This window comes from Neobacillus sp. PVCKKU3, from assembly GCF_058323225.1.
In genome coordinates this window covers 1-12,016 of the sequence record NZ_JBLVQN010000006.1, presented here as the reverse complement: position 1 = coordinate 12,016, position 12,016 = coordinate 1, and the positions used below count along the sequence as shown (strand labels likewise).

At 39.4% G+C, this 12,016-nt stretch carries 10 protein-coding genes and 9 tRNA genes; 4 read left to right on the top strand and 15 right to left on the bottom strand.

Annotated elements, in window-relative coordinates; translation table 11 throughout:
• Positions 1–3: 3 nt before the first annotated feature.
• Positions 4–468 (bottom strand): hypothetical protein, encoded by a 465-nt coding sequence (locus ACNQGS_RS05670; protein WP_491486484.1) that lies wholly within the window; start codon positions 466–468, stop codon positions 4–6.
• A gap of 140 nt (positions 469–608) precedes the next feature.
• On the opposite strand from ACNQGS_RS05670, the gene ACNQGS_RS05665 reads away from it, so the two are divergent.
• Together ACNQGS_RS05665 and ACNQGS_RS05660 are read left to right on the top strand one after the other, a co-directional pair.
• A complete protein-coding gene (locus tag ACNQGS_RS05665; protein WP_491486483.1) occupies positions 609–1,037 on the top strand; it encodes a VOC family protein in 429 nt (142 codons plus the stop codon).
• A 403-nt stretch (positions 1,038–1,440) separates the two neighbouring features.
• Complete coding sequence (locus ACNQGS_RS05660) at positions 1,441–2,610, top strand: MFS transporter (RefSeq protein ID WP_491486482.1); 1,170 nt, start codon at positions 1,441–1,443, stop codon at positions 2,608–2,610.
• A 198-nt stretch (positions 2,611–2,808) separates the two neighbouring features.
• On the opposite strand, the gene ACNQGS_RS05655 is transcribed toward ACNQGS_RS05660, so the two are convergent.
• The gene (locus ACNQGS_RS05655) at positions 2,809–3,363 is read right to left on the bottom strand and encodes a hypothetical protein (protein WP_491486481.1); all 555 of its coding nucleotides are present in this window, start codon (positions 3,361–3,363) and stop codon (positions 2,809–2,811) included.
• Positions 3,364–3,898: 535 nt separating this feature from the next.
• Here ACNQGS_RS05655 and ACNQGS_RS05650 point away from each other — a divergent pair.
• A complete protein-coding gene (locus ACNQGS_RS05650; RefSeq protein ID WP_491486480.1) occupies positions 3,899–5,122 on the top strand; it encodes a YbfB/YjiJ family MFS transporter in 1,224 nt (407 codons plus the stop codon).
• A gap of 552 nt (positions 5,123–5,674) precedes the next feature.
• Here ACNQGS_RS05650 and nadR read toward each other — a convergent pair.
• From nadR to ACNQGS_RS05635, 3 genes are read right to left on the bottom strand one after another with little or no spacing between them, the layout of a single operon-like run.
• A complete protein-coding gene (gene nadR, locus ACNQGS_RS05645) occupies positions 5,675–6,703 on the bottom strand; it encodes a multifunctional transcriptional regulator/nicotinamide-nucleotide adenylyltransferase/ribosylnicotinamide kinase NadR (protein WP_491486479.1) in 1,029 nt (342 codons plus the stop codon).
• Positions 6,700–7,398 (bottom strand): nicotinamide riboside transporter PnuC, encoded by a 699-nt coding sequence (gene pnuC, locus ACNQGS_RS05640; protein ID WP_491486478.1) that lies wholly within the window; start codon positions 7,396–7,398, stop codon positions 6,700–6,702. Before pnuC ends, nadR begins: the two co-directional genes overlap by 4 nt.
• Before the next feature lie 60 nt (positions 7,399–7,458).
• Complete coding sequence (locus ACNQGS_RS05635) at positions 7,459–8,229, bottom strand: NUDIX domain-containing protein (protein WP_491486477.1); 771 nt, start codon at positions 8,227–8,229, stop codon at positions 7,459–7,461.
• A gap of 198 nt (positions 8,230–8,427) precedes the next feature.
• On the opposite strand from ACNQGS_RS05635, the gene ACNQGS_RS05630 reads away from it, so the two are divergent.
• Positions 8,428–9,183, top strand: a complete 756-nt coding sequence (locus tag ACNQGS_RS05630) for a vWA domain-containing protein (RefSeq protein WP_491486476.1) — start codon at positions 8,428–8,430, stop codon at positions 9,181–9,183.
• Positions 9,184–9,261: 78 nt separating this feature from the next.
• On the opposite strand, the gene ACNQGS_RS05625 is transcribed toward ACNQGS_RS05630, so the two are convergent.
• From ACNQGS_RS05625 to ACNQGS_RS05580, 10 genes are all read right to left on the bottom strand, one after another.
• The gene (locus tag ACNQGS_RS05625; RefSeq protein ID WP_491486475.1) at positions 9,262–10,443 is read right to left on the bottom strand and encodes a NupC/NupG family nucleoside CNT transporter; all 1,182 of its coding nucleotides are present in this window, start codon (positions 10,441–10,443) and stop codon (positions 9,262–9,264) included.
• A gap of 756 nt (positions 10,444–11,199) precedes the next feature.
• Positions 11,200–11,281 (bottom strand) — tRNA-Leu (locus tag ACNQGS_RS05620).
• 6 nt (positions 11,282–11,287) lie between these two features.
• A tRNA-Cys gene (locus tag ACNQGS_RS05615) sits at positions 11,288–11,361 on the bottom strand.
• A gap of 8 nt (positions 11,362–11,369) precedes the next feature.
• Positions 11,370–11,444 (bottom strand) — tRNA-Gly (locus ACNQGS_RS05610).
• An 8-nt stretch (positions 11,445–11,452) separates the two neighbouring features.
• Positions 11,453–11,524: transfer RNA gene (locus tag ACNQGS_RS05605), tRNA-Gln, on the bottom strand.
• A gap of 40 nt (positions 11,525–11,564) precedes the next feature.
• Positions 11,565–11,640 (bottom strand) — tRNA-His (locus tag ACNQGS_RS05600).
• Between the two features lie 11 nt (positions 11,641–11,651).
• Positions 11,652–11,725: transfer RNA gene (locus ACNQGS_RS05595), tRNA-Trp, on the bottom strand.
• Between the two features lie 5 nt (positions 11,726–11,730).
• Positions 11,731–11,815, bottom strand: a tRNA-Tyr gene (locus ACNQGS_RS05590).
• 29 nt (positions 11,816–11,844) lie between these two features.
• Positions 11,845–11,917, bottom strand: a tRNA-Thr gene (locus tag ACNQGS_RS05585).
• 15 nt (positions 11,918–11,932) lie between these two features.
• Positions 11,933–12,008: transfer RNA gene (locus ACNQGS_RS05580), tRNA-Phe, on the bottom strand.
• Between the last annotated feature and the right edge of the window lie 8 nt (positions 12,009–12,016).

Genomic DNA, 12,016 nt, shown 5'->3' with positions numbered 1-12,016 from the left:
CAACTACTCCTTTGGTAAATCCTTATGTTCATATTTTAAAAGCTTACTGATAATGGAGGGGTTTTCTGGTTTGTCGGGATGGCTATCGACGATTATACCGAAGGTTAGAGTATCAGTCCCTAAGGGTTTCTCGTTAGCAGGGATGACATTTACTTTAACTATAAATGGATATTCCGTATTTTCTCCTGTTACTTGAGGCTCTGTTACCTCAACAACATTGTAGTTTTTCTCCCAGTCAAATGCCATACCAGAAATGTTTTGATCTTTATAATAGTCTCTTGTAGCTAGAATGATTTCCTTGTTAATTAAATTCAGTAGAAAATGTTTTAAATGTTGTTCTTGAGTTACATCATTCGTTACGTTATATAAATCATCTTGTAAACTTTTTTTATTGTATTCTTCTCCTTGGACAACACTTGGTATAGTTAAAAAGAAAAACATGAAAGCTAACATTAAGATATTTTTCACATAGATCGCCTCTTTTTTTCAGCCTTTTTTGACATCTTTATATTTTGTTTAAAATAGGAATATATACATTTGAGTGAATCTTCTAATTGAACATTTGGATTGTTTTATTGCAAAATAACAGGAACATAGGAGGATGAAATATGAAGATCCACAGAATGGATCATGTAGGTATAATCGTAAATGATCTCTCTGCTGCTATAGAGTTTTTTGTCGATTTTGGCCTTGAAGTGCAAGGGGAATGGGAAGGAAAGTGGATAGATCAGGTAGTTGGGCTTAATGACGTTAAAGTAGCATGTGTAGGATTGCGAACGCCAGACGGCCAGGCATGGATAGAGCTAATCAAATTTTATTCATCATCAGACGAAAGAGAAATTCAGCAACCTTTTGCAAATAATTTGGGAACCCATATTGCCTTTGCTGTTGAAGATATTGAAGCTATTGTTGCCAAATTGAAAAAGAACGGTACAGAAATCCTTAGTGAAATACAACAATATGAAGATAGTTATAAGTTATGCTTCGTTCGTGGGCCGGGGGGAATTATTCTAGAGTTGGCCGAGAAAATCAAATAAAATTAAGAGTAATTCATAAGTATCCAGCCGATAAGTAATGAGCTTTGGCATGCCGCCAGCCCAAATATATAATCACGGCGATAAAGTTGTTCCGCAAGCGGGCTCTTTTATGAAGCAACTAAAGCCTAATTCCTCCCTAGAGCACCGAGAAATTAGGCTTTTTTATTTTAATCCTTATCGTGTTAAACTTCCCATTACTTGAAAAAAATTTTTATAAGAGTAACCCTACTCCTTTTTAGCTGGCATTTGTCAGCCACCTTTAATACAGAAATTCCGTAATCATATCTATTATTTAGTAAAAGTGTTAAAACGGCAGCGAAATGGCATTTATTATCTTATTCTTGAGTAAACTTTCATCAAAAGATAGTATATAGTGTGGGATCTAATTAGGAAGGAAGACAACATGGATAAGCGTATTTATTTTTTAATGATCATATCCTTTGTTATAGGGATGGTTGAGCTGATCATTAGCGGCATTTTAGATTTAATTGCAGAGGATTTACATGTAAGCATCGGGCAAGCAGGTTTGCTGATCACTGTTTTTGCTGTCATTTTTGCGGTCGCATCGCCAATTTTACTTGTTATGACAGCTAAAATAGAAAGAAAACGGCTCACATTAGTTTGCTTATACATCTTTTTAATTGGTTGTATCGTAACAGTATTTGCACCTACTTTTTTTATTTTGTTTTTAGGAAGAATTATTTTAGGGTTAAGTGGAGCGCTATTAATTATATTGTGTTTAGTTATGGCTCCTAGCTTAGCAGGAGAACAGTATAAAGGCAGGGCGATTGGGATTGTCTCTGTGGGAGTAAGTGCTTCATTAGTTTTAGGGGTACCAATCGGGCTTATAATGGGAACTAGTTTTGGCTGGAGAGCACCATTTGTCCTTATAACTATATTAACAGCATTATCCATTATTGGTGTTCATCTATTAATGGGACGTGTAGAACCAAAACCTCAAATTCCGTTAAGGCAACAGCTTGCAGCATTTAAAAATCACAAAATCACATTAGGGCTGACGACGACATTCCTGTATATGACAGGCCATTCTATTATGTATGCCTATTTTAAGCCATATTTAGAAGCAACCACTGATTTTAATGCTAATTGGGTTAGTGTCATCTATTTAATTTTTGGTTTCGCTGCTGTATGCGGTGGAGGTATTGGCGGACTACTGGCAGATTTATTGGGCTCACGAAAAACAATGGTTATTGCTCTAGCAGTTTTTAGTGTTTTATTCTTTGTATTTCCATATACAACAGAATTCCATCCAATATTTTTCCTCATCTTGATCTTATGGGGGATGCTCAGTTGGGCGATTTCACCGGCAATGCAATCTTATTTGATCGAAACAGCGCCTGAATCATCGGAAATTCAGCAAAGCTTGAATAATTCAGCTCTTCATTTAGGTGTCGCTGCCGGTTCAGTTATTGGCGCTGGAATAGTTGATACACTTTCAGTCAATGTAATTCCATTTGCAGGTGGAATATTCATCATCTTATCATTCATTACTGTAGTCATTTCTGTTCGCAGTAAGAAAAAGATTTCTTATAAACCAAAGAACGCAATTTGAGAAAGTGCCAGGCACCTTCTAAATAATTGGTTGGTACCTGGCACTTTTCTATTCCTAAATCGGGGTACGCTGAATAAGCTAATTCCAGAATTTAATCAGCCTTGCAAGTTGATAGTAGGAAAAAGGGTGGCAGCACCATCCAAAAATTAGATGGTACTCTCACCTTTTTGCTTTAATGGATTATTAAATATTTGCATTTTATGAGCTAAAAACATGAATGAATCCAAAAAGAATTGCAAACACCATTAAAGTTATATGTATATTTCTTAGACTTTTAGCTTTTCTTTTTTTATATAATAAAGCTCCGGTCACAGCGGCAATCACCATTAGGACGGCTGCTCCCAATCCAAGAATCCCTTCACTCTCCAATTCCCCTTCGCTTAGATACATAGTAGCCCCATGAAGGATACCTAATGCCAAAGCGATTATTCCAATAAAGATATGATATTTCCCAAAAAACTTCGAAATCGTTATAAACATGCTTTTCGCTGCTGGAAAATTCTTTATTGCCCATTTCATCGATCTTCTGATTGGGAATATTACGCCAGCTGCTGCCATTGTCATAACTGTTCCCCAACCAATAGTTTTGCCAATATCCTCATAAGGACCATCTTCTCCCTCATCATCATCCCCATGAATTTCATACTTTTCTTCAAAATGATCATCTGCTAGGACAAGGCTGTTTCCTGTTAAAACATAGTTAAGCCCTAGGATAAAGAAAAAGGCTATTAAAACCAGTTTAAAGTTCTTCATTAAAAAGACTCCTTTTGGTAGTGATTTATATTGTTATAAGGATAGGTTAACATTATGAAAAATGACTGAAAAAACCAGTGTTTAAAGAAAAAAAGCTAAGTCCCACAAGTTGGCTCTTAGCTTTCGAAAAATATTATGTTTACTAATACATGTTGTTACCGGACATGCCAACTTTTAAAACAAACTTCCAAACAAAATTAAAACGCCAGATGCCACCAATACACCGATTCCCGTAAAAATAAACCTGACCCGTTCCATTTAAAATTCCTCCTTTTGATTTCTTAATTACAATTTAACGATCAAAAATGAAATCTTTATGAAAGTTATTATTTTTTAGGCTAGTAATTTTAAAATAAAAAAAAGGCCAATGCTTTGACAAAAAAATCTCAATGCTTACAAATCCATAGTTATCGCCACTTCCTTTTTTGTTATATAGAAAAGTGATATCTATACATCATTTTTTAGTATTGTAGAATATGGCAAAAAACAGATAAGATAAAAATATAATAAATTTATTATAATTGAAGGTGAAAATTTGAATAAAAACCATTTTTTATTTTTGATTGGGGGAATTTTTTCATTAATGATTGCGATGGGAATTGGAAGGTTTGCTTATACTCCAATCTTACCGCTCATGCAGAAGGCTCTTGCCCTTACTGATGCTGTTGCGGGCTACCTCGCTTCAAGCAATTATGCAGGGTACTTTGCCGGGGCCATTTTAGCAGGAGTTCTCCCATTTAAAAAACATAGAACATTTTATTTAAGAATTAGTCTTGCGGTAAGTATTATTACCACCTGCTTGATGGGGCTGACTCACTCCTACACAGGGATGCTCATCATTCGCTTTATTTCAGGAGTGTCTAGTGCATTCATTTTTGTATTAGCTTCCAGTATTGTTCTAGATAAACTGGCTATTGTAGGAAAAACAAACTGGGCAGGCTATTTTTATTCAGGGGTAGGCTTTGGAATCTTTTTTTCGACGCTCTTTATACCGAGTTTTAACGATTTATTTGCGTGGGAAGGTGTATGGATAGGACTAGCCATTATAAGCGGTATCCTTACGATCTTCGTATGGTTTTGGCTTAAAGATTCCCCAAACTCGAAGGTACAAAAGGATAAACAAATGGTTACTATACAAGCACCACCCCTAAAATGGCTTCCTTGGTTAATTATTGCATATGGACTAGAAGGGTTAGGGTATATAGTTACTGGGACATTTATTGTGTCAATTGCTGAAAAGACCTCAATCTTTAGCATTGACCCTGCAATTGTCTGGATGGTTGTTGGCTTAGGTGCAATTCCATCCTGTATCGTATGGTCAACCCTCGCAAAAAAGTGGGGATTTGTAAGATCATTAGTAATTGCGATGGTTCTTCAATCAATCGGAATTGCACTGCCTGTCCTCTGGTTGACCCAATCCAGTTTAATGATAAGTGCTTTCTTATTTGGAGCAACTTTTATGGGTATTACCACACTCGCCACAACATTGGCACGTCAAATGAGTCCATCAAATAGCAGTCGAATGATTGGTTATCTAACTGCTATTTATGCTGCTGGTCAAATGATAGGACCAACAATTGCCGGAATTCTATTATCTTATACTCAAAGTTTTAATACAGCGTTGATTGGAGCTGCTAGCGTAGTATTCATTGGATCTATGTTACTTGTAAGTGGTATTCGATTTGACCGAATGCCAAACTTAGAAACATCGTTCATAACTCCCGAACGAGAAAGTGACCCTCCATTCAGGGAGTTATAAAAAGGTTCATAACACCTGATTGGGAATGTGGCCCTCCATTTGGGTAGTTATAAGAGGTTCATAACACCTGATTGGGAATGTGGCCCTCCATTCAGGTAGTTATAAAAGGTTCATAACACCCGATCGGGAATATGGCCCTCCGTTTGGGTAGTTATAAGAGGTTCATAACACCTGATTGGGAATGTGGCCCTCCATTCAGGTAGTTATAAAAGGTTCATAACACCCGATCGGGAATATGGCCCACCGTTTAGGTAGTTATAAAAAGGTTCATAACGCCCGAACGGGAATGTGGCCCTCCATTCAGGTAGTTATAAAAGGTTTATAACACCTGATTGGGAATGTGGCCCTCCATTCAGGTAGTTATAAAAGGTTCATAACACCCGATCGGGAAATTGACCTCTACTCAGGTAGTTATAAAAGGTTCATAACGCCCTTACCGAAAAGGGACCTCAGCCCAGGTAGTTTTGCAAGCTCCATAACGCCCTAAACCCGAAGGAGTCCCTCAACAGCCGATACGTCACCGAAAACAGCTTTTCTAATTAAAATAATTACCTATACTCCCTCAAACATTCTGCCAATTATCTTAATCGCTTTTTCCAGCCGTTCCTGATAGGTCCCGCTAATGCTTACGAATTTGATTCCATTTTCCTTCAATAATTCCTTCAAACGCTGATTATTTTCTTCTCGGACCTGTTGTTCTCCATGCACCCTTAATCCGTCATCCACCCATTTAACGTCAGGCTCAAGAAATAAGCATAGATCATACTGTTGAATCCGGGCGATTTCATCCAAGACCCGTTGGTGTTTCTGGTTATAAAGTTCTGAGTAAAATTGAGTGACGGCTGCTTCAGTGTCAATAAAGACGATTTTATTGGCCTGTTTAATTGCTTCATATTCTTTCAGTTTATGGCCATAGGCAATGATCGGGTAATCCTCCTCCAAAATAATTCCATCACAGCCACCTAAATCTTCACAGTAATCTCTGCCGAATTCTCTTACAAAAGTAGTATTATAGATGAGTGCTAGATTCCTCGTAAGCGTTGATTTTCCACAGCTTTCCGTCCCTAAAATAACAACCTTTTTAATAAAATAAGGCTTCGCTACCTCGGGAACGTAGTCCCAATATTGAAAGACTCCTCTATTCCTAATCTCCGTTGCTGAAATGGGACATTGTTGCCTTTTTTCATCAATCAAAATATGTTTTGCCTCAGGATATAGCTCTTTAAAAATCGGATCATAGTCGATTTCAGAGCTAAACACCACATCAATCCTCTTCCCGATCACCTCTCTTATTTTCGAGGCCCCTTCCTTCCAATTGTAATCCTCATCACCGTCATGATCCTCCACTTCCACGACCTTGACGTGTGCCATCTCCTTTGTCAGTTGCGAAAGCCAGCGCAGCCGGATCCGACTTGGAATATAGGAAAGCTTGCTCCCCTTACACAATGCCTGATCCCTTTTTTCACTATGTGACAAGACCACATACAATTCATCAACCATCGTGGAAGCTTTGATGACGGCGTACACATGACCTTGATGCAAAGGCAAAAACTTTCCACCGTAAAAGCCAATCTTCTTCATGACATCGCCTCTCCCTTCTGCTGTTTATAAACTTTAGACCAGTTGTAATAGCCGTATATACTGTTGATCAGAAAAGCCGACCACATCACAAGCATGGAGACATCGTTTCCATCCTGTAAAATTAATGCCTTTACCCAAAGGGCAATCGAAAGTACATTGACCGCGATCCAAAATAACCACTGTTCCGTTAATCTTTTTAGCATCAGTATTTGAGCAATCACCGATAAAGTCGTTGAAGCGGAATCAATCCAGACGACATTGCCTCCTAATTTTTCGAGCAGGTAAGAGTATAGAACAAAGATGACCAGAAATACCGAAAGCGTAATGCCCCACCCTTTCTTCGTCAAAGAACTGATTTGAATTTCTTCCCCTTTTACGGTGTGTTCCGTTTTATGATTCTTCCATAAATAGATGCCAACGAACTGGAGTGGAAAATAAAACAAGGCATTCAGCATGACCTCACCGTATAGGCCATAACCGTATGAGATGTAGGCATAGGTTCCGGTCTGAATAATGCCGAAATAGTAATTACTCACCTTCCCTTTGGCAACCAGCACGACACAAAGCATTCCTGAAATCGAGGTGATTAACCCCAGAATCGTATCGTCCCATGCAAAAAACAAATACACATTAACAAGCGTAAATGTAACAAGCCATAGCTTTTCAAATAAGCTCCAGTCACTCAGGATCTTCATTCCTCGTCTCCCCTTTATAATTATTAATTAACAAACTGTTAATTGTAATGAAGAAAAAAATTAGTATTTGGCATTATAAATCGATACATACGGATCAAAATCATTAAATCGGTACAACTGTGCTTTATTCTTTGACCAACGATTGGTTTTTTGCGGCTCTCCATCCTTCTCTACTTTTTCAATAAAAGGGAGCGTCGGGGCCTTTCTAAAAAATTGAGAATCAAGCTTTAGCCAAGGTTCATCCATGACAGTTAGCAATACACCTTGCAGCTCAGAAAGGACAAATTCCTTTGGTAAAAAGTTTTTGGCGAGCGTTGTTAAAGACATATCCTTTTTGATAAACCACAAAGCGTCCTCGATAATTTGCTTGTGATCGAAAGCGAGATCCAATTTAAACACTTCATCCATCGAGAATAGTTCTACCTCCGCTGCATCGTCTGCTGCCTTCCTTTTAACCAACTTATTTTCTGGAACAATCGCATAATGGGCGTTCGAAATTATCCATCCCCGCTTGTCACGGCCAAATTTGTCATATACGCCATAGTGCTTGATTTTTAGCCCTCCTACACCCGTTTCTTCCCTTAACTCGCGAACGGCTGCATCATAGGCCGTTTCCGTTGGCTTAATAAAGCCGCCAGGCAGTGCCCAAATCCCCCCTTCAATATTGGGGTCACCTTCTTTTGTCCGCTCCGCTCGTTTAATCAGCATGATTTTTAACGTTTTTTGAGGCGGCTTATAAGGGCCCACTTCCGTTGAAATAATCGTAAAAACGGCAATATCACTCGTATATCCATCAGGAGTCCGATACTTATTCACATCATAATTTAACAAAGCCTCGCTCACCTATTTCTATTGATTTATTAATTAACATTTTGTTAATTGTTATTTGTATTATATCACTTGTTTCACTCCATGTTACATAAAGTGTTCGACAAATTGCGATATTTACGGGGTAAGGATAATATTGGAAATTTATATTAGTAGAATACTATAATATAGGTGATACTAATTGGGACAAGGAGGATGGCTATGGCTACAATCGATTTGCAAAAGAAATCTGTCAAAGTTGTTTTGGAAAAGAAGAATTTAGTAAAGGTAACTGCTCGAGTCGGGCTGGTCCTTGATATTACCGGTTCCATGAGGAACTTGTATAAAAACGGGACCGTCCAAAGAGTTGTTGAGCGGATTTTGGCGATTGCCGCACAATTTGATGATGATGGCGTGTTAGATGTCTGGGTTTATGATAATGAATTCTCGAGGTTAAAGCCTGTGACTGAAAGGGACTTTGAAGGCTATGTCAATCGCATTATCCTCGAGGATGCTTTAGTACATAAATTTGGAAGAAATGAAGAACTGCCTGTCATGAAGGACGTGTTGAAAAAGTATCTTGAAGAAGATCTGTCACCAGACCCGGCCTATATTGTGTTTATCAATGACGGCGGCTGCAAAAAGTCGATTAAATCTTTAATCGAAAGGTCGTCAAAGTATCCGGTCTTTTGGCAATTTGTCGGCATCGGAAATGGCAACTTTGATTTTCTTAGGACACTCGATACATTGGAAGGTCGAGTTGTCGACAACGCTAATTTCTTGCATATTGAAGATATAGATAAAATTCCAGATCATCAACTTTATGAAGCATTACTAAATGAGTTCCCAAGCTGGCTTCAAGAAGCACGACAAAAAGGAATCCTTAAACCCTCGGAACCAAAGCAGCCATCAAACGTAGCTTCTGAACAACAAGAAGAAAAGAAATCTGGATTTTGGAATAAGGTTCTTGGACGATAAGAAGTCAGGTGCGAAAAACCCCAGCGCAACTATGACAAGCGCTGGGGTTTTCATTTATGTCTAAAACTCTAACCGTTTTTATAAAATAATACTCACAATCGTACCCGAAAGGATGCTGACAAGTGTGGCGCCATAAAGCAGTTTCAAACCGAAGCGGGCGACCACATTGCCCTGCTTTTCATTCAAGCTTTTGACCGCACCGGTAATAATACCGATGGATGAGAAGTTGGCAAAGGAAACGAGGAATACAGAAAGAATCCCAAGTGTGCGGTTACTGAAGTTGTGATTGCCCTTAGACAAATCCAACATCGCTACGAATTCATTGGTCACCAGCTTGGTGGCCATAATTCCCCCGGCACTGACTGCCTCGGATAATGGAATCCCCATAATAAAGGCAATAGGTGCAAAAAGATACCCTAATAACTGCTGAAAAGAAATGCTGAACAATAACTCAAACACATGATTGATGGCCGCCATCAGAGCAATAAACCCAATCAGCATCGCACCAACAATAACGGCAACCTTAAAGCCATCCAAGATATACTCTCCTAGCATCTCAAAAAAAGATTGTTTTTCCGCATTTTGAATCTCCAAAATATCTTCGCTTGGCTTTACCTCGTAAGGGTTAATAATCGAAGCAATGATAAAACCGCCAAATAAATTAAGAACTAATGCTGTGACGACATATTTGGGATCCAGCATCGTCATATAGGCTCCTACAATCGACATCGATACTGTCGACATTGCCGAGGCACAGAGCGTATATAGACGCTTTTTTGAAAGCATGCCCAGTTGTTTTTTTACCGTAATGAAAACCTCCGATTGCCCAACCATTAACGACGCAACCGCATTATACGATTCCAGCTTTCCCATGCCATTCACTTTACTTAACAGCCATCCGATTCCTCTCATAAGGAGGGGGAGAATTTTCAAATATTGCAGGATTCCTATTAATACAGAAATGAAGACTATTGGCAGCAGCACAGTTAAGAAAAATGGTGCCTCTCCCTTATTCGCCAATCCGCCAAACACAAAGGTAACACCTTCATTTGCATAATCGAGCAATTTGCTGAATACCTTTGAAATCCCTTGGATAATGATAAGGCCAAACTCTGTATTTAACAGCAATATGGATAAGGTTATTTGAATAGCAATCATCACAATAATGGGTATAAATTTTACCTCTTTTCGATTAGAGCTTGCCACCCAAGCGGCAAACACGACAATTAGAATACCTAAGATTGAAATAACATAGTGCATTATTTACCTCCTGATGCGTTAAAACATTATGTACGGTATCCCTTCCCGATTGTTATAGTGTAGTAAGCTAGTATGTCCTCAGAAAGCATTGGTATATTTTGTCCATATTTTATTAAAAAAATTAATAGAACGATTTGAATAGAATTGATATTAGCTTTAATAAAGAGGAGTGATTTTTCGGTTAATCGAGTGAATGGAAAGAGCTTTTTCAAGCGAAGAGGTTCATAGAAAGGGGTTATGTGACCGGTTTGCTGATTTTTCAAGAGTTGAGGCGCATTGAAAGGCTATATGCTACCGGTCCGCTGATCTTTTCAAAAGTTGGGGCGCATAGAAAGGCTATATGCTACCGGTCCTATGTTTTTTTCAAGAGTTGAGGTGCATAGAAAGGCTATATGCTACCGGTCCGCTGATTTCTTTATAAGTTGGGGCGCATAGAATGGCTATATGCTACCGGTTCGCTGATCTTTTCAAAAGTTGGGGCGCATAGAGAGGCTATATGCTACCGGTTCGCTAATTCTTTCAAGGGTTGGGACGCATAGAAGAGCCATATACGACCGAACCGCTCATTTTTTAAGCGTTGCAGCGCATAGAAAAGCCATATGCCACCAGACAAGTAATTTTCCAAAATGGTTCGTCTCTATTGCGAAGCAATAAGTTATTCCTTCTTAATTAGAACGATTTTTATTCGGCCAGCACTGATCTTTTCGAAAAAAGCCAAATAAAAAACACTCACATTATATATGAGTGTTTTTATGATACCGGTGGTCGGGGTCGAACCGACACTCCTCACGGAACACGATTTTGAGTCGTGCGCGTCTGCCAATTCCGCCACACCGGCATAATATGGAGGCGGCAACCGGATTCGAACCGGTGGTAAAGGTGTTGCAGACCTGTGCCTTACCACTTGGCTATGCCGCCATATTATTTGGAGCGGAAGACGGGATTCGAACCCGCGACCCCCACCTTGGCAAGGTGGTGTTCTACCACTGAACTACTTCCGCATGTTTGACTGGGCTAGCAGGATTTGAACCTACGAATGACGGAGTCAAAGTCCGTTGCCTTACCGCTTGGCTATAGCCCAATAATACAACATTTTCACTAATTCATCAATAAAAAATTAATGGGGCGGCTGATGGGAATCGAACCCACGAATGTCGGAACCACAATCCGATGCGTTAACCACTTCGCCACAACCGCCATTACAGCATTGGCAGGGGTAGTAGGAATCGAACCCACACCAAAGGTTTTGGAGACCTTCGTTCTACCTTTAAACTATACCCCTATAAATGGTGGAGGGGGACGGATTCGAACCGCCGAACCCTGAGGGAGCGGATTTACAGTCCGCCGCGTTTAGCCACTTCGCTACCCCTCCATCTATACTATGCACTTGCTGCTAACAAGTGCCGGCAAGAGGACTTGAACCCCCAACCTACTGATTACGATTCAGTTGCTCTACCGATTGAGCTATACCGGCAAAATTGAATCAAAATGGTGGCTCAGGACGGAATCGAACCGCCGACACAAGGATTTTCAGTCCTTTGCTCTACCGACTGAGCTACTGAGCCAACATAAG